The 21848-nt window shown below is 49.6% G+C and carries 16 protein-coding genes and 1 pseudogene; 2 read left to right on the forward strand and 15 right to left on the reverse strand.

Annotation, left to right across the window (positions count from 1 at the left end; all coding sequences use genetic code 11):
• Window positions 1-6 precede the first annotated feature (6 nt).
• From IPG31_04005 to IPG31_04055, 11 genes are all read right to left on the reverse strand, one after another.
• Window positions 7-672, reverse strand: a complete 666-nt coding sequence (locus IPG31_04005) for a DUF1989 domain-containing protein (protein MBK6617552.1) — start codon at window positions 670-672, stop codon at window positions 7-9.
• Window positions 669-1415: an urea carboxylase-associated family protein gene (locus tag IPG31_04010; protein ID MBK6617553.1), complete on the reverse strand. Its 747-nt coding sequence runs from the start codon at window positions 1413-1415 to the stop codon at window positions 669-671. The genes IPG31_04005 and IPG31_04010 overlap by 4 nt, the downstream gene beginning before the upstream one ends.
• Complete coding sequence (locus IPG31_04015) at window positions 1412-2827, reverse strand: amino acid permease (GenBank protein ID MBK6617554.1); 1416 nt, start codon at window positions 2825-2827, stop codon at window positions 1412-1414. Before IPG31_04015 ends, IPG31_04010 begins: the two co-directional genes overlap by 4 nt.
• Before the next feature lie 584 nt (window positions 2828-3411).
• Entirely contained in the window at window positions 3412-4725 is a 1314-nt protein-coding gene (gene odhB, locus IPG31_04020; protein ID MBK6617555.1) for a 2-oxoglutarate dehydrogenase complex dihydrolipoyllysine-residue succinyltransferase, read from the reverse strand.
• Window positions 4726-4744: 19 nt separating this feature from the next.
• Entirely contained in the window at window positions 4745-7609 is a 2865-nt protein-coding gene (locus IPG31_04025; protein ID MBK6617556.1) for a 2-oxoglutarate dehydrogenase E1 component, read from the reverse strand.
• A gap of 43 nt (window positions 7610-7652) precedes the next feature.
• Window positions 7653-8942 (reverse strand): citrate (Si)-synthase, encoded by a 1290-nt coding sequence (gene gltA / locus IPG31_04030; GenBank protein MBK6617557.1) that lies wholly within the window; start codon window positions 8940-8942, stop codon window positions 7653-7655.
• 171 nt (window positions 8943-9113) lie between these two features.
• Complete coding sequence (locus IPG31_04035) at window positions 9114-9347, reverse strand: succinate dehydrogenase assembly factor 2 (GenBank protein MBK6617558.1); 234 nt, start codon at window positions 9345-9347, stop codon at window positions 9114-9116.
• Window positions 9344-10039 (reverse strand): succinate dehydrogenase iron-sulfur subunit, encoded by a 696-nt coding sequence (locus IPG31_04040; GenBank protein ID MBK6617559.1) that lies wholly within the window; start codon window positions 10037-10039, stop codon window positions 9344-9346. The genes IPG31_04035 and IPG31_04040 overlap by 4 nt, the downstream gene beginning before the upstream one ends.
• 106 nt (window positions 10040-10145) lie before the next feature.
• A complete protein-coding gene (locus tag IPG31_04045) occupies window positions 10146-11573 on the reverse strand; it encodes a threonine synthase (protein MBK6617560.1) in 1428 nt (475 codons plus the stop codon).
• Between the two features lie 50 nt (window positions 11574-11623).
• Window positions 11624-12940 (reverse strand): homoserine dehydrogenase, encoded by a 1317-nt coding sequence (locus IPG31_04050; GenBank protein ID MBK6617561.1) that lies wholly within the window; start codon window positions 12938-12940, stop codon window positions 11624-11626.
• Window positions 12941-13004: 64 nt separating this feature from the next.
• Entirely contained in the window at window positions 13005-14231 is a 1227-nt protein-coding gene (locus IPG31_04055; GenBank protein MBK6617562.1) for a pyridoxal phosphate-dependent aminotransferase, read from the reverse strand.
• Window positions 14232-14406: 175 nt separating this feature from the next.
• Here IPG31_04055 and IPG31_04060 point away from each other — a divergent pair, with 175 nt between their 5' ends.
• Both IPG31_04060 and ppsA read left to right on the forward strand, forming a co-directional pair.
• Window positions 14407-14790 carry an Mth938-like domain-containing protein gene (locus IPG31_04060; GenBank protein ID MBK6617563.1) on the forward strand — a complete coding sequence of 128 codons (384 nt, stop codon included), beginning with the start codon at window positions 14407-14409 and terminating at the stop codon, window positions 14788-14790.
• A gap of 54 nt (window positions 14791-14844) precedes the next feature.
• Window positions 14845-17202 carry a phosphoenolpyruvate synthase gene (ppsA, locus tag IPG31_04065; GenBank protein MBK6617564.1) on the forward strand — a complete coding sequence of 786 codons (2358 nt, stop codon included), beginning with the start codon at window positions 14845-14847 and terminating at the stop codon, window positions 17200-17202.
• Window positions 17203-17375: 173 nt separating this feature from the next.
• On the opposite strand, the pseudogene IPG31_04070 reads toward ppsA, so the two are convergent.
• From IPG31_04070 to IPG31_04085, 4 genes and pseudogenes are all read right to left on the reverse strand, one after another.
• Window positions 17376-17693 (reverse strand): annotated as a pseudogene (locus IPG31_04070) (transposase).
• A gap of 43 nt (window positions 17694-17736) precedes the next feature.
• A complete protein-coding gene (locus tag IPG31_04075) occupies window positions 17737-19671 on the reverse strand; it encodes a VWA domain-containing protein (GenBank protein MBK6617565.1) in 1935 nt (644 codons plus the stop codon).
• Window positions 19672-19675: 4 nt separating this feature from the next.
• Window positions 19676-20458: a CbbQ/NirQ/NorQ/GpvN family protein gene (locus tag IPG31_04080; GenBank protein MBK6617566.1), complete on the reverse strand. Its 783-nt coding sequence runs from the start codon at window positions 20456-20458 to the stop codon at window positions 19676-19678.
• 50 nt (window positions 20459-20508) lie between these two features.
• Window positions 20509-21843, reverse strand: coding sequence for a cbb3-type cytochrome c oxidase subunit I (locus IPG31_04085; protein ID MBK6617567.1), 1335 nt, complete (start codon window positions 21841-21843; stop codon window positions 20509-20511).
• Window positions 21844-21848 lie beyond the last annotated feature (5 nt).

A 21848-nucleotide genomic window follows, 5' to 3' on the forward strand; every position in this document is an offset into this window, starting at 1 on the left:
ACACTCCTATTGCGAATGCCAGATCAGCAAGCGGATCGGCGTAGGGTGGTAAGCATTACAGGGGTTGTTGAGCTGCGGACAATTGGAAATCAGCACCAGCACATCCATGTATGCCAGCATCTCAACATATTTGTTTGGCGCGGACATTCCATCGGCAAACTCCAGCCCGCCAGCCGCCGTGACCGGCACATTCATAAAAAAATTAATATTGCAGGTCAGGTCGCGTTTATCGAGCTTTAGTTGTTTACAGAGGGGGTCATGAGCGAATGCGTGCAAAAAGTTGTCACGACAGCTATGCATGGAATACTTCTCGGGTGCGTAGCGGGTCGTGTTGCTCTCGGCCGAGCAGGCACCCCCCAGCGTATCGTGGCGACCGCAGGTATCTGCGGTAATCGTCAGCATGACATTACCCTGATTGGAATACAGCTTGCTGCCCTCCCCCAGGTAAATCTGGTTCTGCCGCCAGATGGTATCGGTTGCGCTGTAACGCTCTGTTGGCTGTTTAGCATTGAAGAACAGAGTATCGACAGCCTGATTGCCCTCCAGATCAACAATACGAAAAATTTGCCCCTGTTTGATGAGTTTGACCCAGTGTTCCCCAGCTGCACAAATTTCATCGATGATTGCATACTGTGGATCAAGATGACTTTCAATAATCCTGTTGGTATTCATTTTTGTCCTCCTGTTATGGCCGCAGCATAGAACCGATCGGTATTGCGCAAGGCGCGTGCATTTTCAGCGCGACCATTACCATCCGGCGCCAAAGGCGTGACATAGGCTTCCAGCTTGACTGCGCCCGGCTGATAGCGCACTGCGGGATTCAGGGGATGTGGCGCAGTTGAAATCGCAACCAGGGTATCCATGGTAAAGGCAAGATCCACATGCGCACCGGGCTCGGCATAGTTCGTGTGAAAGGTCAGTTGCCCGATATCGTCCGCCGTCACTTTGCTGAAAAAATTAATATTGGGCACCACATCCCGCCATCCCAGTCCCCACTTGCCTAATTCAATCAACAGGCCATCGAGACCACTGCGATACCTGTCATTGCGGCATTCCTGATAACGGGTAATGCCGTACTGGCGTTCAATCAGATGGCGATCGCTCAACCCACAGATACAATCGTGCCAGCCGGCGGTATCCTGGGTGATACAGCAGAAAATACGCCCCATGTCAGAATGGCAGGCATGCCCACGGGTGAGGCAGAACGTATGCTGGGTTTTCAGCGTATCCGCCATATTGAAACGTTCCAGCTTCTCCTCCACATTAAAAAATAACGTGGCCGCATTGGCACCTCCAGCCACATCGGTCAGGCGCAACGTCATGCCCCGACGCAAGATGCCAGACCAGTGACATCCACCCGGAATATTTTCCTGCCACAAGATAGCCATCGGTTCTTCATGGATTGAGTTGCTCATGATTTCCTCCTGTCAATCAAAATTGATAATGTCGTAAGAACAAGAATCGCGCTCAGCACCAGGGGCACCGCCCATAGCTGCCACCAAGGGGCGTTTGAGGAGGCAAAATAGCTTCGTGGCCAGGCGATATTAATGAATTCGAACAGCGACCAGGCAAATGCAACAAGATTGATCGGCAATCCCCATTTACCCAGTTTCAATTCCCCCTGCGCAGGATCCCAACGCCCTGTCAGACGGGTAAACAGTGCCGTACCTGTGGTCATGGTGAACATGGCGTAGAGCCCCCCCGTGCCAAAAGAGATGATCAATGCCACCGCTTCATCACTCAGACCAAGCAGCAAACCCAGACTGGATAACGATAATGTGAAAAGAATCGCATTACGCGGCATACCACGAGGAGTAATGCGACATAGTGGCTGCGGCAGATTACCTTCCCGCGCCATTGAAAATACGATACGTGAGGAATATCTGACTACTGCCGCGCCACAGGCGAGAAAGGCGATAACGATAATTGCCAGAAAAGGTTTTTCGATCCATTCACCCAGATGTGAGGCAATCAGCGGCGTTAACGGATCAAAACCGGTACTGGTTTTGACCAGATCATCATGATCCAGAGCCAGAGTCATCGCAGCCGAGTTGAATACCACCACCGAACCGACCGCCATCAGCGCAAGAAAAATGGCCCGGGGAACCATACGTTTGGGCTCACGTGTTTCTTCCGCTGTCGTTGAACAGGCATCGAATCCAATAAAGGCCCAGCCCGCAATCGCCAGTGCAGCCAGGAAAGCGGAAGTCCTGTCTGGCGCACTGCCCGTTCCCAGATGTTGAAATAACTCTGAAAAGGGATGCTCTCGGAAAAACAGGAATAGCAGTATGGCGATACCCAATGAACCGATCATTTCAGCAAAAACACCGAGTGCTATCACGCGCTTGAATACCTGATCACGGGCCAGATTGATCAACATGCACAGCAGCAGAAAAACCAGTCCCCACAACACCATCGATCTACCGGTTATGCTGGCCATATCGAACAGAATCGACAGCCAGATTCCGCCTGTATAGGCAGTCGTTGTCAACATGGCGATGGTGGAACAAACGTAAATCACACCTGCATAGTGGCCGGTGATATTTCCACCGAGAAGCCGCGCCCATTTATAGGCACCACCCGCGATGGGAAACTGCGATGCCAGTTCGGCATAAACAGTGGCGACCAGCAACTGCATCAGCAGACAAATCACCAGAGCCACAAACCAGCCTCCACCCGTTACCTGAGTTTGCACCCCGATGATGGCATACAGACCAACGACTGGCGAAACCACTGCAAACCCAAGCGTAAAGCTGTTCCAGATACTCATGCTGCGACTTAACGCAGCTGACCTGGGCTGCCCAGCCTCATCGGAATGAGCGACCATCACCTCAGGACGCGAGCTCATGCGCCGACCCCATCGCCTGCGGGCGAATAAAGCCACGCCTGAATTGAGCACCAGCCGCAATCACAGTCAACTCGCTGTCTGAAAAAAAGAAAGGGGAAACGAAGGAATGGGGTATTGCTGTTCAGGCTGCAGTTCGGGCTTAACATCATCAAAACTCCTCGTGTTATAAAAATGACCGAGAGTGCAACGCACGCGGCGCTGCATGATCTCCCGGGCTTTTATCCCTCCGTGGAGCTTCGTCATGACAACAAGCAACGAAGCCTGAAACTCTCGGACCAGACACTTTCCGTTTACAGAAAGCCGGAACCCTAGTTTGCAATAAACCTGGCTGCCATAGCAGCCAGTTATAACACTCTCAATCTGTTAATTAAAAAACAGTCACAAAACATGAACCATGTCACTACCGACAGTGTAACCAATCTATTTTGGAACGACAATTTTTTTATTGCTGGCTGTTGACCCCAAGTCATAAGGTTTTATTCTCTCCTCAATAGAAAGACCTGTTGATGATGAACTTATCCCTTGCTTCAGCAGAAACCACGCTGCGCTGACGTGGCTCAATATTAACGCTCGAACAGCGGGCTGGGCGGGTATTCCAGCGCTTCCTTGATCGCCGCCAGTGATAATACAGCTTCGCGCCCATCGATAATACGATGATCATAGGATAGCGCAAAATAGTTCATTGGACGGATAACGACCTGGCCATTCTCGGCAACCGGGCGCTGCTTGGTGGCATGAATGCCGAGAATAGCACTTTGTGGCGGATTGATGATGGGGGTGGACAACATCGAACCAAAGACACCGCCATTGGTGATGGAGAAGGTCCCGCCCGTCAGTTCTTCGAGGGTAATTTTGCCTTCCTGAGCGCGGCTGGCAAGATCGGCAATCCGTGTTTCGATTTCGGCGAAGGAAAGTTTGTCGGCATCGCGCAGAATCGGCACGACCAGCCCACGCGGGCTGCCCACGGCAATGCCGATATCAAAGTATTCATGATAAATAATATCGTTGCCATCTACTGACGCATTAATAATGGGATATTTTTTGAGCGCAGCCACTGTGGCTTTGACGAAAAACGACATCAGACCCAGTTTTACGCCATGTTCTTTCTCAAATTTCTCTTTGTAGAGAGCACGCAGATCGAGTACCGCCTGCATGTTGACTTCATTGAAAGTAGTCAGAATCGCGGCGGTTGATTGTGATTGCACCAGTCTCTCGGCAATGCGCATCCGCAGACGAGTCATCGGCACTCTTTTTTCAGGGCGCTCAGTCGTTGCAGGAGATGATGTATCAGCCTGCTGAGCTGCTTCACCACCGCTGAGCGTGTTTACTGATCCGAAAGAACTGTCTGCCGGCTGCTGATCGCCCTCTGCTTTGTTTTTATTGTCGACATAATCAAGAATATCCTGTTTGACGATGCGCCCATCCCGGCCAGTGCCCTGAATGGTCTGAATCTCATCGGCTCCAAGATGATGCTCGGCCGCCAGATGTTTTGCTGCGGGTAGCAGCCCGGATGTGCCATGGGAAGTGGTTTTATCTGCTGACGATGTTGATTGGGTTTCTACTTTTTTTTCCGGCTTGTCGTCTGCAGTCTTTGCTTTTTCAGCGGCAGTGTCAGGAGACGCTGTTTTCGTTTGTTTTCCCGAGGTATCGATTCTGGCAATAATCTCTTCACCGGCAACAGTCGCGCCATCTTCTTTCAGGATCTCCGTCAGAATACCCGTTTGTGGCGCAGGCAATTCCATGACCACCTTGTCTGTTTCAATATCAATCAGGTTTTCACCCCGCTCAACCCGCTCTCCCTTTTTTTTGTGCCAGCTCACCAGCGTAGCTTCAGTTACTGATTCGGATAAGGCCGGAACTTTGACTTCGATCAACATGAGAATCTCCTTGGATCATTCACTCTAGTTTGTCACGAAAAGCCGCTTCAATCACTTCCTTCTGTCTCAGTCTATCCAGTGCCAGGTAGCCAACGGAAGGCGAGGCGGCAGAGGGTCGCAGCGCATAGCCCAGTATCTGATCTGGCCGCATATGGCGCGACAGATAGTGCTGAATCCGGTGCCAGGCGCCCTGATTGCCAGGCTCTTCCTGGCACCATAGTATTTCGCTAGTGTGCGCATAATGGTTCATCTGTGCCTGGAATTCTTCATGAGGAAATGGATAGAGTTGCTCCAGGCGGATAATGGCTATGTCGGTAATCTCATGTTCACGCCGGTAAGCGATGAGCTCATAATATATCTTGCCACTACAGACAATGACACGCCTGATGTTCGCGGCGTTGAGTGCTTCCGTCTCCCCAATAACAACCTGAAACTGGCCATTGGCAAGATCCTCCAGAGGGGAAACGGCTTCCTTGTGCCGCAGCATGCTTTTAGGCGTCATCACAATCAATGGCTTGCGCATGGCACGAATCATCTGCCGACGCAGCAGATGAAAAATCTGTGCCGGGGTGGAAGGTACGCATACCTGAATATTGTATTCTGCACAGAGCTGCAGAAAGCGCTCCAGACGCGCGGAAGAATGTTCCGGCCCCTGCCCTTCGTAACCATGTGGCAATAGCATGACCAAGCCGCACAGCCGCCCCCATTTGGCTTCGCCCGACGTAATAAACTGGTCAATCACCACCTGCGCGCCATTGGCAAAATCACCAAATTGCGCCTCCCAGATAACCAATTCATTAGGCTGCGCGGTTGAATAGCCATATTCGAAGCCAAGTACCGCTTCTTCCGACAGAATGGAATTGATAATCACAAAATCGGGCTGTTTGGGAGCGACATAGCGTAGCGGAATGTAAATGCCATCTTCCCATTGATCCTGCTCGCGCTGCTGGTCATGCAGTACCGCATGTCGGTGAAAAAATGTACCTCGCTCACAGTCCTGACCCGAAATTCGAAGAGGATACCCATCCTTCAACAAGGAGGCATAAGCCAGATTCTCGGCCATACCCCAATCAAGCGGCAACTCGCCTTGACCCATTTTACGACGATCGTCGATAATTTTTTGTATCCGGGAATGTAACTGGAATGTAGCGGGGATATCGGTAAGGCGCTGCGCCAGATAGCGCAAGTCTTCAATTGGAACACCCGTTTTGACCGGCTGATTCCATTTGCTGGATTCGAGAAATACGGCCCAATTCACGCCATGCGGGGACTTATAATCATAGCAAATGGTCCTGTTGGGATTGTGACCGGCATCCATCGCATCCCGGTAAGCTTGCTCCAGCATGGCTACTTCCGATTCTTCGACGACTGCCTGCTGAATCAGTCTATCAGCATACAATTTGCGCGTACCCGGATGTTGCCTGATCACTTGGTACATCGATGGCTGGGTTACCATAGGCTCATCTTGTTCATTGTGTCCCTGTTTGCGGAAACAGATGAGATCAATTACGACATCCTTGCGAAACTGCATGCGAAAATCCAGCGCAATTTCGGTTATCAGTACCACGGCTTCGGGATCATCACCGTTAACATGGAAAACCGGGGCGTCAATCATTTTGGCGACATCGGTGCAATAAAGCGAAGAGCGGCTATCACGCGGATCGGACGTGGTAAAGCCTATCTGATTGTTGATGATGATATGGATCGTGCCACCCGTTCCATAGCCCCGAGTCTGGGAAAGATTAAGCGTTTCCATTACCACGCCCTGCCCCGCGAACGCGGCGTCCCCATGGATCAACACTGGAATCACCAGATCACCGGTTTTGTCGCCCAGACGATGCTGGCGCGCGCGCACCGATCCCTCTACCACGGGATTAACGATTTCCAGATGCGAGGGGTTGAATGCCAGCGCCAGGTGTACAACCCCGCCGGGTGTCATCACGGCGGAAGAAAACCCCTGATGATATTTGACGTCTCCAGAGGTCAGCAACTGGGGTTTTTTGCCCTCGAATTCCTGAAACAATTCAGACGGCATTTTACCCAATGTATTGACCAGTACATTGAGGCGCCCACGATGGGCCATGCCAATCACAATTTCTCTGACCCCTGCCGTGCCTGCCTGTTGCAGCAGTTTATCCAGCAACAGAATCAGGCTTTCATTACCCTCTCCAGAAAAACGTTTCTGTCCAACATAACGATTATGCAGATATTTCTCGAATCCTTCCGCAGCAGTCAAGCGTTCGAGTATATGGCGCTTATACTCAGATGGAAGAGATGGCTGAGCCATGATGGATTCCAGCCGGTTCTGTATCCAGCGCTTTTGCTTGATATCCGCAATATACATGTATTCCGCGCCTATGCTGCCACAATAGGTCAGCTGCAAACGCTGGATAATGTCTTTCAAGGTTGCCTGTGGTGGTCCCGCTAGTGAACCGGTATTAAAAACCTGTTCTATATCCGCATCGCTTAACCCGTAGAACGCTGGATCCAGCTCAGGGACGTCCGCTTTTTGCTGTAGATTGAGCGGATCCAGATTGGCCCGGCGTACTCCAAGGAAACGATAGGTATTGATCAACTGTAATACAGCGACCTGTTTACGAATCCTGATTTCCAGCTCAACCGATTCCACATTTGTCACAATGGGTTCGAATGCAGGTGTGGGCTTTGCTGAAGTTCGCACTACCGTGGAGTGCATCAGGGACTCGATGATTGGAGTATGGGGAATGTCGCGGGTAGAAATAGCTTCCGTCTGCTGCAAACCATCAAAATATTCTCGCCACTCTGCAGGCACATCCGCCGGATTCAGCAGATATTGTTCATACAGCATCTCGATGAAAGCTGCGTTCGCCCCGAACAACATCGAGTTTTCAAGAAATGTATTCATCGTCATCACAATGTGTCCAATAGCAGAAGTATGAGCGGATCAATCAGGATTTCGGCATATCCCTTCTGGGCGTCCCGATATAAAGTTGGCGGGGACGACCGATTTTTTGTTCTGGATCAGAAATCATTTCATTCCATTGTGCAACCCAGCCAACAGTGCGCGCCATGGCAAAAACTGATGTAAACATCGAAGTTGGAATCCCCAGCGCACGTTGTACGATTCCCGAATAAAAATCAACGTTGGGATACAGTTTCCTGGAAATGAAATAATCGTCCTCAAGGGCTATTTTCTCCAGTTCCAGTGCCAGCTTAAATAAGCGGTCGTTGTGCAATCCCAGTTCATTCAATACTTCATGACAGGTTTCCCGCATCAGGTTGGCACGTGGATCAAAGTTTTTATACACCCGATGACCAAAACCCATTAACCGGAAAGGATCATTTTTGTCTTTAGCACGGCTGATATATTCGCCAATACGTGAAACATCACCGATTTCTTCCAGCATATTGAGACAGGCTTCGTTCGCACCACCATGTGCCGGCCCCCACAAACAGGCAATTCCTGCGGAGATGCAGGCAAAGGGATTGGCCCCGCTGGATCCGGCGAGCCGCACGGTTGAAGTAGACGCATTCTGTTCATGGTCTGCATGCAAAATGAGAATACGGTCCATCGCTCGGGCGATGACAGGATTGGAGGTATATTTTTCAGCAGGTGTAGCAAACATCATATGCAGAAAATTTTCAGTGTAATCCAGGTCATTGCGTGGATAGATGTAGGGCTGCCCAATGTTGTATTTGTAGGCCATCGCGGTGATGGTTGGCAATTTGGCAATCAGGCGGAACGCAGACTCCTCACGATGAAAGACATCCGCAATATCCATTGCTTCATGATAAAAAGCCGACAAGGCGCCAACCACACCGACCATGACAGCCATTGGATGCGCATCTCGCCGGAAGCCACTAAAAAACTTGACCAGCTGTTCGTGCAGCATGGTGTGGCTTTTAACTGTACCGACAAACTGATCTTTTTGTTTTTTATCTGGCAACTCTCCATTGAGCAGCAGATAGCAGACTTCCATAAAATCGCATCGGGCAGCCAATTGTTCAATCGGATAGCCGCGATAAAGTAATACGCCATTGTCTCCGTCAATGAAAGTAATCGCCGATTTACTGCTGGCAGTAGACACAAAACCAGGATCATAAGTGAACAAACCGCTCTGCGGATACAAGGCGCGAATATCAATCACATCTGGCCCCTCGCTGCCCGACAGGATTGGTAATTCAACTGGTTGCCTGCCTGCACCTAGTGACAGGATAGCTGTATTTTCTTTGGTCATAACACTTACTCCGTTTATCTTTAAAATTAAGCCAGGGGCGATAGATCAGACTGCTTCCAGGCAGCAAACCAGTGATGACTCAGGTAAGTTTTCAGCCGAAAAATTGTTACACTAACTGTATGTAACGCAGCTTGAGGATACACCCCATGAATTCCCTGCTGCCGCTGGGGATCAACTTTTTCGTAAAAGTTCCAGAACAGAGGATGGCGCCGTATCAGACGCATCGTTCTTAGCCACAATCATAGCCCATAGATCATGATCGGGAAGTGACAATAGCGTTTCAAATTCAAGGCACTGACTTTCACTCAGTCGCGCGTATTGATTGTCGAGAAAACGCTGCAGCACAATATCCAATTCCAACATACCGCGACGGCAGCGCCACCGGATACGATTAACTTCATTCAAACCGTTTTTTTCAACATCATATTCTTGATATTGCCAATGGCAGCAGTTGGATTTAATCCCTTGGGGCAAACATCAACACAATTCATGATGGAGTGACAACGGAATAAACGATAAGGATCTTCCAGATCATCAAGACGCTCAGCAGTTGCCTGATCGCGGCTATCGACCAGAAAGCGATACGCCTGCAATAACCCGGCCGGACCAACGAATCTATCCGGATTCCACCAGAAGGAAGGACAGGCAGTAGTGCAACACGCACACAAAATACACTCATAAGCACCATCCAGCAGTGCGCGGTCTTCCTGCGACTGCAGCCGCTCGGTTTCTGGCGGAGGATCATTATTGATCAGGTAGGGTTTAATCGAATGGTATTGATTGAAGAATTGTGTCATATCAACGATCAAATCCCGGATTACTGGCAAGCCGGGTAACGGGCGTATTTCAACCGGCTCCTTCAATCCAGCCAGAGGCGTGATGCAAGCGAGACCGTTGCGACCATTGATGTTCATACCGTCCGACCCACAGACGCCCTCGCGGCAGGAACGCCGCAAACTCAAACTATCATCCACGCTTTTAATGCGAATCAGTGCATCCAGAAGCATTTTATCGGTGGGCGCCAGCTCGATATCATAATCCTGCATGTAGGGTTTCGTATCTTTGTCCGGGTCATAGCGGCTAATGGAAAATCGCATGTTGCACTCCTTTTGACGTATTTCATAATGGGACAAATCTCTGGTGACTCGCGCTTATCAGCCAATGAACATACCGCAGCAGCCTAACCTGCTCTCGCTACGACCGCTATTCTCGGGCAGCCTCCTGGCGGCTATGCTCCGCAATAAACTGCTTTACTCGGTTGACATCAGCAGGCATACGTTCAAAACGCTGTGGTAGAACTTCCAGATTTTCATAACCAGCGGGCCTTTCAGGTTCAAAACCAACCGCTTCTCGAATACTTTCCGAGAATTTTGCCGGCAGTGCCGTCTCCACGCATATCAGAGGAACATCCTGTTCACGCAGTTCCATACCCACCTTCAGTCCATCGGCAGTATGGGTATCCACCAGCACATTATACTTCTGATAGATATCACGAATCGTTCTGATGCGATCAGCATGATTGCTGGTGCCAGACAAAAAGCCAAAATCCCTGATTTGCTCCCAAAGTTTGCTGCCAGACAGATCAAAAGTACCGCCCTGCTCGACAGACTGCCATAATTCCTTGACATGCCGGCTATCTCGCCCGGTCAGATCATAAATGAAGCGTTCAAAATTTGATGCCTTGGATATATCCATCGAAGGGCTGCTGGTATGTCTAGTCTCGTCCGCCGTACGTGGTCGATACAGCCCTGAACGGAAAAACTCATTGAGCACATCGTTCTCATTGGTCGCCAGAATCAGATGCCTGATCGGCAAACCCATCATGCGCGCCACATGCCCCGCGCAGATATTGCCAAAATTACCGGAAGGTACCGAGAAACTCACCTGCTCGTTATTGGAACGGGTAACTGCAAAATAGGCTTTGAAGTAGTAGACGATCTGCGCGGCTATTCGTGCCCAATTGATTGAATTGACGGTACCAATATGATATTGCTGCTTGAATGCGGAATCATTGCTGACTGCCTTGACAATATCCTGACAATCATCAAATACACCCTCTACCGCAACATTGAAAATATTTTCATCCTGCAGGGAAAACATCTGCGCTGTCTGAAAACGGCTCATCTTGCCGTAAGGCGAGAGCATGAATACGCGAATACCGTGTTTGCCACGCATGGCATATTCAGCGCTGGAACCAGTATCTCCTGAGGTTGCACCAAGAATATTCAGTTCTTCGTGGTTTCTGGCAAGCACATATTCAAACAAATTTCCCAACAACTGCATGGCCATATCCTTGAACGCCAGGGTAGGCCCATTGGAGAGGTGCAGCAGATGCAGACCGGGTTCCAATGTCTGCACAGGTGTAATATCCGGGCTACCAAATACTTCTGCCGTGTAGGTACATGCGATTAATTGTCGCAAATCCTGCGCAGGAATGTCGTCCATGAAGCGAGACAATACTTCAAACGCCAGTGCGGGGTAATCCAGTTCCCGCCATGCCGCCAGTTCGATGGCTCCAATTTGTGGATACGCTTCCGGCACGGCAAGCCCCCCATCCGGCGCGAGTCCACTTAGCAGAATTTCCGTAAAAGTTCTGGGTGGCATACCGCCACGGGTTGAGTGATAACGCATATTGAATCAGCACTCCTTTGACAGAAAAAGAATGAGTGGTTTTACTTGCATCAGCTACCTAGCTTCTCAAGACGGATACGAATAATCGGGCGAATCATAGTTGGTAAATTCTGTATTTTGATAATCGCATCATTGATCTGCTTCTCCACCGTTTTGTGTGTCAACATGATGATGTTCACCTTATCATCTCCTTCATGGTGTGCTTTCTGCACCATCGCGTTAATGGAAACACCGTGATCAGCCAATATACGGGTAACATCAGCCAGCACTCCGGTTTTGTCCGTGGCTTGCAAGCGCAGATAGTAGGCAGTTTCAACCTCTTCCATGGCCACGATAGGTATGTCGGATAATAATTCCGGCAGAAATGCCAGAACAGGCACACGCTGCTCGGGACTGGCTGTTAACAAACGGGTGACATCGACAAGATCGGCGATGACTGCGCTTGCGGTCGGTTCGGCCCCCGCACCGGCGCCATAATAGAGCGTCGATCCAACGGCATCACCATGAACAATAACCGCATTCATCACTCCTTCCACATTGGCAATCAGGCGTTTTACCGGTATCAGTGCAGGATGGACGCGCAATTCAATCCCCTTTGCCACACGCCTGGTAATGCCAAGTAATTTGATGCGATATCCCAGTTCCTCAGCATAACGAATATCTTCATTGGCAAGCCGGGAAATACCTTCAACATAGACCTGATCAAACCGCACCGGAATACCGAAAGCCAAAGTCGCCATAATGGTGATTTTATGCGCCGCATCAATGCCCTCGATATCATATGTGGGATCAGCTTCAGCGTAGCCTAAACGTTGCGCTTCCGCGAGTACCGTACTGAAATCGAGTCCCTTCGAGCGCATTTCTGAAAGGATAAAATTACTGGTGCCATTGATGATGCCGGCAATCCATTCGATACGATTAGCGGTCAATCCCTCGCGCAAGGCCTTGATGATCGGGATTCCACCCGCAACCGCCGCCTCAAACGCAACAATGACACCTCGCTGGTGGGCTGCCGCAAAGATTTCATTTCCATGCGCGGCAAGTAATGCCTTATTGGCTGTGATCACATGTTTGCCATGCTCAATTGCCGTCATCATCACTTCCCGGGCAACCGTCTGGCCACCGATCAGTTCGATTACAATATCAATTTTGGGGTGTCGCGCAACCTCAAAGGCATCACTGGTAATGGTGACATTATCACCCGCAGTCAAATGACGGACTTTCTCCTGATCGAGATCGGCGATCATGCAAATCTCGATATTACGCCCCGTTCTACGGCTAATTTCTGACTGATTGCGCTTGAGAACGGCATAAGTACCGCCCCCTACTGTGCCGGTACCCAATAATCCAACGTAAATCGGTTTCATAAAAAATGTTCTCTATTGTAAAAATAAGCTGCGAATTATATAAGGGCAGCTCTAAAAATCCATATCAGCTTTTATGGATGGTACGGCGACGACCCAGAAAATTCGCAATTCTTCCGATCGCTTCAGTGAGATCATCACTGTTAGGCAGAAAAACCACCCGAAAATGATCTGTGTGTGGCCAGTTAAAACCACTACCCTGTACGATCAATACTTTTTCTTCCAGTAACAGCTCTAGCGCAAACTGTTCATCATCCTCGACAGGGTAATAAGCAGGGTCAAGTCTTGGAAACAGATAAAGTGCCGTTTTTGGCTTAAAGCAGGTTACGCCCGGAATATCCGTCAGCAGTTTCCACGCCAGATCCCGCTGCCGTTTGAGGCGTCCGGTTGGCATGGTCAGATCATAAATACTCTGGTAACCACCCAGTGCGGTCTGAATGCCGAACTGTGACGGAACGTTGGCGCACAGCCGCATCGATGCCAGCATATTCAGTCCGGTGATGTAATCCCGTGCACGCGCCTTGCCACCTGAAACCACTGCCCAACCTGATCGAAAACCAGCTGCACGGTAATTCTTGGACAAACCATTGAACGTAACAAATAAAACATCATCTGCCAGGGAGGCGATAGAGGTATGCACTGCCTGATCGTACAAAATCTTGTCGTAAATTTCATCAGCAAAGATGACCAGACCATGCTGCCTGGCAAGGTCGATGATATCCAGCAACAGCTCATTCGGGTACAACGCGCCGGTTGGATTGTTGGGATTGATAATCACAATAGCGCGGGTATGGGGTCCAATTTTTGCGCGCATATCATCAAGATCAGGTAGCCAGTCCGATTGTTCATCACAGATGTAATGCCGCGCTATTCCGCCTGCCAGCGAAACGGCAGCCGTCCATAGCGGGTAATCGGGTGACGGAATCAGAACCTCATCATTACTTTCCAGCAACGCCTGCGTCGCCAGCATAATAAGTTCTGACACGCCATTACCCACGTAAATGTCGTCTATCTGTACATTGGAGATAGCTTTTTCTTGCGTATAGTGCATGATGGCCTTGCGCGCAGAGAATAACCCCTTGGAATCACAGTAGCCGGAAGCTGTCGATAAATTGTGGATAACATCCCGCAATATTTCATCCGGCGCATCGAAACCAAAGGCCGCCGGATTGCCAATATTGAGCTTGATGACATGATGGCCTTCTTCTTCCATCTGCTTCGCACGATCAAGTACAGGGCCGCGAATGTCATAACAGACATGGGCAAGTTTGCTGGATTTTTTGATGGGACGCATGGCAAGGATCGTTATAGAAACTTATAAAAATGACGGCATCCTTGGTTAATCGTTCGATAAACACAGGCTACCCAGGCAAAAGCATACCATGTTACGCTAGCCCCTGTTGCCACGAACAGGGCAACAACGTCTGCCTATTTGTATAGGGTATTCACTTTAATGGAAAGGTTGCTTCATGAAATTACATCTGACGAATTTTCCTGACCTGAATGCATTTACCGGTTACGGGCCAGATTATGTGGAAGTTAACCACTTGAAATATAAATGCAATCTTATTGTACTCCCTGACCAGATCATTGAAAACTGGCAAGTGGCCGATATGACTCAGCTGAATGATCAGCATCTGGAAGCACTATTAAGCATGCAACCGGAGATCATTCTGATCGGAACCGGCGCAACTTTCAAATTTCCCGATAAATCATTACAGAGAAATATCGCTTCACGAGCAATCAGCCTGGAAGTCATGGATACGCAGGCGACCTGCCGCACCTACAATATTCTGTCAGCCGAGGGGCGGCGGGTTGTGGCTGCAATGTTTGTTGAAACAACGGGCAAGTAACGATTGTCGTGCCCGATCAGGTACTGAATGAATATTTGACGCGAGGATATTTCGATGACAACTTACATCAAATGGCTTGATCAGTTAAATATGGGAGATATCGCCACAGTGGGAGGCAAGAATGCTTCACTGGGCGAGATGATCAGTCGATTAGCAGGAGCAGGTGTTACCGTTCCCGGTGGGTTTGCCACCACCACCCATGCCTATCGTGAGTTTCTGGATAGAAATGGGTTGGCTGAACGAATCAGCCAGTTGTTGATACCACTCGATGTAACGAATGTCAGCGCGCTGGCAGCTGCTGGCCAGACTATCCGCAACTGGCTGATTTCTACGGAATTTTCAAAAGAATTTTTACAAGAACTCACAGCAGCTTATCTAAAACTGGTTGATAAATACGGCAGCGAAATCTCCTTCGCAGTACGTTCATCTGCCACTGCAGAAGATCTCGCAGATGCTTCCTTTGCCGGCCAGCAGGAAACACGACTCAATGTGTGCGGATTGGATCACCTTATCGGTGCAGTCAAGCTGGTTTTTGCCTCGCTGTATAACGATCGCGCCATTTCCTATCGGGTGCATCATGGATTCCGGCATGATCAGGTATTACTCTCGGCCGGTATTCAGAAAATGGTGCGCAGTGATCAAGGCGCGAGCGGCGTCATGTTCACACTTGACACCGAATCCGGTTTTCGCGAAGTCGTTTTTATCACTGCTGCTTATGGGCTGGGTGAAACGGTTGTACAGGGCGCCGTCAACCCTGATGAATTTGTTGTCTACAAGCCCAATCTTAGTAAAAATCTTCCAGCCATTCTTTCGCGTCAGCCAGGATCAAAGGCGATTGAAATGGTGTACGACCCCGATACCCAAACCAGGACACGCGCGGTTGAGATTGAGCGTCGCCGTCGTTTCTGCCTGTCTGACGTACAAGTTGAGTCCCTTGCCAGGCAGGCGGTAATCATTGAGCAGCATTACCAACGCCCAATGGATATCGAGTGGGCGCTGGATGGGATTGATGGCCAGCTCTATATCGTTCAGGCTCGCCCAGAAACAGTCGAGAGCCGCACAGGTTACGTGGTTGAGCAATTCAACCTGAAGGAACATGGAAAAATATTGACACAGGGACGCGCCATCGGACAGAAAATCGGGCAAGGAACGGCACGCATTGTTCTGGATGTTGCGCAGATGGCTTCAATCCAGCCTGGGGAGATATTGGTTACCGACATGACCGACCCTGACTGGGAGCCGATCATGAAGCGCGCAGCCGCAATCGTAACCAATCGTGGCGGGCGCACCTGTCATGCCGCTATTATTGCCCGTGAACTGGGTATTCCAGCGGTCGTCGGCTGCGGACAAGCAACGGAAGTCATTCGGAACGGGGACAAGGTGACCGTATCGTGCGCGGAAGGTGACACCGGTTCCGTCTATGCCGGGCTACTGACATTTGAACACACTCATCTGACGGCGGATAATCTGCCTGCACCTCCTGTCAGGATCATGCTCAATATTGGCAATCCCTCACAGGCATTCAAACTGTCCCGGCTACCCAATCAGGGAGTTGGACTTGCCCGGCTGGAATTCATCATAAACAACCATATCGGCATCCATCCCAGAGCGCTGCTCGAATATGACACACTCGACGCTGAGCTGAAATCCGCTATTCAAGAGCGAATTACCGGTTACGACAACCCGGCGCAATTTTATGTGCAGAAGCTGACCGAAGGCATCGCTACGCTGGCGGCAGCCTTTTATCCTCATACCGTCATTGTGCGCACGTCGGATTTCAAATCCAATGAATACGCCAATCTACTGGCAGGCAACCGTTTCGAACCACATGAAGACAACCCGATGATTGGATTTCGGGGTGTTTCCCGCTATCTCTCCATAGATTTTCAAAAATGCTTTGAGCTGGAGTGTGCGGCACTGCGCAAGGTAAGAAACGAGATGAGTCTGACCAATGTCGAGATCATGCTGCCTTTCTGCCGGACACTGGAGGAAGCGCGGAGCGTGACGGAATTACTGGCGACCAATGGGCTGGCACGGGGACACAATGATCTTCGCCTGATTATGATGTGTGAAATTCCTTCCAATGCGCTTCTGGCGGAGGAATTTCTCGAATATTTCGATGGATTCTCCATCGGCTCCAACGACATGACACAACTGACACTGGGACTGGATCGTGATTCTGCCGTCGTTGCACATTTATTCGACGAGCGCGATCCTGCCGTCAAAAAATTACTAAAAATGGCAATCAGTGCCTGCCGCAAACAGGATAAATATATTGGCATATGTGGCCAGGCACCTTCCGATTATCCTGATTTTGCGCAGTGGCTGGTAGAACAAGGTATTGACAGCCTGTCGCTCAATCAGGATACCGTCGTGGCTACCTGGCTTCACCTTACCCAAGCACAGCTATAAAAGACCCGTCATGCCAATACGTGGTGTCTTTTTTTCTCCAATCGTACTGGAATCATCACAGAAAAACTTGGGCATAATCTGCTCAGTCAGTTTGAGGCTGTCTCTAATAAGGTTGCGGACATCTCTGATCGCAGGCGATGGTTGGGAGAATTGTAACCGTCCAACGCTCCCATCTATCTTTCCTGCTGTTTAAGTGATTGAATGAACGCTGGCGTAAGCGGCAGCAATTCATCGATGCGGTTATTGGGCCAGGTGGGTAGTTTGGCGAGGGTGTCTGCAAGCCATGCGGCGAGATCGAGTTTGTTGAGTTGCGCGGTACCGAACAAGGTTTGAATGGCAGCGGCGCGTTGACCGGCACGTTCCGATCCGGTGAATAGCCAATTCTTTTTACCGATTGCGATCGGGCGGATGGTGTTCTCCACCGGGTTGTTGTCGATCGGAAGAAAGCCGGTTTGTGCGTAGCGGATGAGACCGGGCCAGCGTCTGAGGGTTGAAAATTGTGATTGCGTAGATGAGAGCATTGGACGGTTACATTCATCCAACCAATTGCTGGCAGATGATTGGAAGCACATGAGACAAGCGATCAGGCTGCCCTACGATGGCATAGCTCCCTCTACCGAATAGGTAGGGAAAATAATCTTGTGCTTTGCGGTCTATGGTGATCCCAAATACCGCAAGACCTGCCTTACGGGCTTCAAGAATGGCCTGTCGAGTGTCTTCAATCCCGTAACGACCTTCATAATAATCCAGATCATTGGGCTTGCCATCACTCAATAATAGCAATAGACGGTGGCGCTCAGGGCGTTTGCTCAGCAGATGACAGGTATGGCGCAAAGCCGCTCCCATGCGTGTGTAGTAACCAGGCCGCAGAGCGGCAATACGTCGCAAGACTTGGTTGTTGAAAGTCTCATTAAAATGTTTGATAGCTGTGACACGAACATGATGCTTCCTACGCGAAGTGAAAGTATAAATCGAGAAAGTATCTCTGCAAGTGGCAAGGCCGGAAGCCAGTGTAATCAGGGCTTCTTTTTCAATATCAAGTATCCGTCGATTGCTCACCCAGCTATCGGTAGAAAGCGACACATCCACCAGGATGGCAACAGCCATATCTCGCGCTTGCTGATGGGATTTTATATAAATATGGTCCGAGCTGTTTCCATTTGCCAAAAAATCACATTGCGCCCGCACCAATGCGTCGATATCCAATTCAACACCATCCAATTGTCCGCGCAAAACCTCGCGCTTCGGACGCAGCGCTTCAAACTGTCGCTGAACTTTACGAAATAAACGCCTGGCTCGAAGATCGGGAATCCATAAATCGCCCCCTTCTTCAGCTTCCTGAAACACAACCCGGCACTGCCGCGCATGATAATCTTTGCGCCGATAATCCCATTCAGGATACGTCAGTTGCGCGATTAGAGCAGCAGGATTGACATCGTCAGGTGCAAAATCCAGATCAAACTTGAGCTTGGTCGCCGCTTGGCGCTGATGTGGACTCAGCACGATTTCTTTACTCGCTTCAGCGACTTCTCTGGCGGCGTCTTCATCATCGTCCTGCACAGCCCGATTGACGTTGATCATCTCGGACCAGCTCATAAGTTTCTCAAAACGATTCAGTAACATCGGATCATCGCGCTCGCTTTGCTCAAATCTTTCTCTGCGTCCTTTTTTCTTGCATTGATCCGCGCTTTCTATGCTGCTGGCCCCCCCCTCCTGATCTGCAAAATCAGCCATCACGGTCGTTGAAGCTTTAACGAAATCGACTTTACCCCATAAAGGAACTGGCAGAAAAGTATGATAATTCGCTGCGGCTTGCCAAGCCTGAAAATTTGACTCGGATTGTATAATGGCTTGCAAAAATGCTTCACTGCCAATATGCGAGGATGACTTGCCTAATAATGTTTGGATAACCGCCTCGATAGCTTGCTCTTGTTCGGATAGTAATCGCTGAGGTCGCTGCTCACAGAGCGCCTGGCAGAGTAACCGGTAATCCTTGGCCAAACCGGGAAAATGATCGCATACTTTTAAGCTAACCCGATAGGCGTTACGTAGAAAAGCGAGATCTGTTTGCAAAGGATCGCATAAAGTATCGCAACACCAGTCTTCCGCCATAGCAAAATAAGCAGCCAGCCAAAAATACAGGCGCCGATTCAAGGTGATCGATGGAAAGCAGGCAATGGTGGCTGGTAGTAACATCCGCTCGACATTACATTCTATGCTTGGCATGGATTCCTGTTCCATGCCAAGACGTTGCCTTAGGCTCAAACGATGCGCTGAAGATTGCCCTGTCGCCGCAGTCAATGCAATGCCGGGTGCACCCCCCAGGCCGCGAAAAAAAATACTCAGTGATGAGCGAACAGAATCCAGCGTTACCGCAGCATCAGGGTAATAAGCGTAGCTCTCTGCTTTGCTAACGAGGCGGTGCCAGTAGCGGCCAATCTGCTCTTCCAGTTCGAGGAATTCCCACATGCCGTTATCCGTACGTCGCGCGTATCAGCTCCAGCAGACCTTCCTTAATGTCAGCATCATCACACAGCGGCTCAACCAGGGCTGTTTCAGCTGCCTGATAGGGATCCAGCCCAGTTTTCATGAGGATGGCGCAATAAACTAACAAACGAGTTGACACGACCTCTTCCAGATCAGCTTCTTTCAGTTCCCTCAACCTTTTCGCAAGATTCACCAATGGTCTGCACTGTTCCGCAGGTAAACCACTTTCGCTGGACACGATCTCAACCTCCGCTTCGAGTGGAGGAAAATCAAAACTGATTGAAACAAAACGCTGACGTGTGCTTGGTTTCAATGACTTGAGAATATTCTGATAACCCGGGTTATACGATACCACCAGCATAAATTCATCCGGCGCTTGCAGAATCTCACCGGTGCGCTCCAACGGTAAAATACGGCGATCATCGGTCAATGGATGAAGCACCACTGTGACGTCTTTACGAGCTTCCACAATTTCATCCAAATAACAGATCCCGCCTTCGCGCACAGCACGCGTTAGTGGACCATCCGCCCATACCGTTTCCCCACCCTTCAACAAATAACGCCCAGTCAGATCGGCAGCTGTCAGGTCATCATGGCAGGAAACAGTCTGCAGAGAGCGACCCAAACGAGCCGCCATATGCGTTATAAACCGAGTTTTACCACACCCTGTTGGCCCCTTGATCAGCAAAGGCAATTGCTGGTGATAAGCAGCTTCAAAGATTGCGCACTCATTACCGATCGGTTTATAGAATGGAATTTCTTCTGGCATCACGGTTGTTTGAGGTCTGTCTTGATGCTGAAAATGATTCGGACAGGCTATTAGCGTGAACGCGACTGCGCCATTACCTGCTCGCGGACAGGACCTAACGCTGAATAAATAAACAGTATCGCTCCAATCACAAAAAATATGCCGGAACCCAGTCTGAACCAGTAGAACAATTCAACCTGCGATTGGATTTGCATAAAACCGATTGCCAATACTCGCTGAAGGTGTGTTTGCAAGACGCCGGCAAACGCAAGCGTGAAAGTCATTAACACCATAGATCCTGTCATGAGCCAGAAGCTCCACATGTTCAGAATCTGATTGAATGGCTGCAAACCTCGCAGAGCTGGCAGAGCATAAGTAAAAAAGGCCAGATTCAACATCACATAAGCGCCATAAAAAGCCAAATGCCCATGCGCGGCGGTTAATTGTGTGCCATGAGTATAAAAGTTTATCGATGGAAAACTATGCATAAGCCCCAATACTCCGGCGCCAAAAAAGGCCATGACCGGACAACCCAGACTCCAGAGCATAGCTGCTTTATTGGGATGATTACGCCCGCTTTTATAGACCAGATGAAAAGCCCACAAAATCATTGCAAAAAAGGGCACAACTTCCAGAATCGAAAATACCGCACCGATCCAGTGCCAATATTCCGGTGTGCCAATCCAGTAATAGTGATGACCGGTTCCCAGCAAACCACTAAACAGAGAGAAGCCCACGATGACATACAGCCATTTTTCTATCACTTCACGATCGACGCCTGTCAGTTTGATCAACAAAAATGCCAGCATGGCCGACATGATCAATTCCCAGACACCTTCCACCCACACATGCACCACCCACCACCAATACATTTTATCCAAAGCCAGGTTATCGGGATTATAAAAAGCAAACAGAAAAAATATCATGGCACCCCATAGGCCCAGTAATAAAACAATAGAAACCACAGTTTTGCGGCCTTTGAGAACCGTCATGGTTACATTGTATATAAACACGATAAAAGCAATAGCCATCAGGATTTTTATCCAAAAGGGCTGCTCCAGAAATTCACGCCCCTCATGAATGCCAAACAGATAACCAACCACGGCAGCCAAAGCAGCAAATACGAAAATGCCAAGCTGCAACCAAGCCAGCTTTGGACTATGAATCTCACATTCGCTTTCTTCAGGTAGCAAGAAATAGCTGGCGCCAAAATATCCCAACAGCAGCCATACCAGCAACGCGTTGGTATGAATCATGCGAATAATATGAAAAGGCACTGCTTCCGATAAAAAATTAGGAAAAACATAAACAGCGCCAGCAAGCACGCCAGCTGAAACCTGCACCAGGAATAAAGCCAATGCGGCGATAAAATAAGGATAGGCAAGCTTCTGAGTCTGATATTTCATGATGA

Origin of the sequence: Nitrosomonas sp., assembly GCA_016703745.1 — a bacterium.
GTDB lineage: Bacteria > Pseudomonadota > Gammaproteobacteria > Burkholderiales > Nitrosomonadaceae > Nitrosomonas.

Excerpts from the sequence above, each read along its gene's own strand:
- IPG31_04055 (MBK6617562.1), bottom strand. The coding sequence starts at position 14,231 with ATGCGTCCCATCAAAAAATCCAGCAAACTTGCCCATGTCTGTTATGAC.
- IPG31_04050 (MBK6617561.1), bottom strand. The coding sequence starts at position 12,940 with ATGAAACCGATTTACGTTGGATTATTGGGTACCGGCACAGTAGGGGGC.
- IPG31_04005 (MBK6617552.1), bottom strand. The coding sequence starts at position 672 with ATGAATACCAACAGGATTATTGAAAGTCATCTTGATCCACAGTATGCA.
- IPG31_04075 (MBK6617565.1), bottom strand. The coding sequence starts at position 19,671 with ATGTGGGAATTCCTCGAACTGGAAGAGCAGATTGGCCGCTACTGGCAC.
- IPG31_04080 (MBK6617566.1), bottom strand. The coding sequence starts at position 20,458 with ATGCCAGAAGAAATTCCATTCTATAAACCGATCGGTAATGAGTGCGCA.
- IPG31_04045 (MBK6617560.1), bottom strand. The coding sequence starts at position 11,573 with ATGCGTTATCACTCAACCCGTGGCGGTATGCCACCCAGAACTTTTACG.
- ppsA (MBK6617564.1), top strand. The coding sequence starts at position 14,845 with ATGACAACTTACATCAAATGGCTTGATCAGTTAAATATGGGAGATATC.
- IPG31_04015 (MBK6617554.1), bottom strand. The coding sequence starts at position 2,827 with ATGGTCGCTCATTCCGATGAGGCTGGGCAGCCCAGGTCAGCTGCGTTA.
- odhB (MBK6617555.1), bottom strand. The coding sequence starts at position 4,725 with ATGTTGATCGAAGTCAAAGTTCCGGCCTTATCCGAATCAGTAACTGAA.
- IPG31_04025 (MBK6617556.1), bottom strand. The coding sequence starts at position 7,609 with ATGAATACATTTCTTGAAAACTCGATGTTGTTCGGGGCGAACGCAGCT.
- IPG31_04010 (MBK6617553.1), bottom strand. The coding sequence starts at position 1,415 with ATGAGCAACTCAATCCATGAAGAACCGATGGCTATCTTGTGGCAGGAA.
- IPG31_04085 (MBK6617567.1), bottom strand. The coding sequence starts at position 21,843 with ATGAAATATCAGACTCAGAAGCTTGCCTATCCTTATTTTATCGCCGCA.
- gltA (MBK6617557.1), bottom strand. The coding sequence starts at position 8,942 with ATGACCAAAGAAAATACAGCTATCCTGTCACTAGGTGCAGGCAGGCAA.
- IPG31_04060 (MBK6617563.1), top strand. The coding sequence starts at position 14,407 with ATGAAATTACATCTGACGAATTTTCCTGACCTGAATGCATTTACCGGT.
- IPG31_04040 (MBK6617559.1), bottom strand. The coding sequence starts at position 10,039 with ATGCGATTTTCCATTAGCCGCTATGACCCGGACAAAGATACGAAACCC.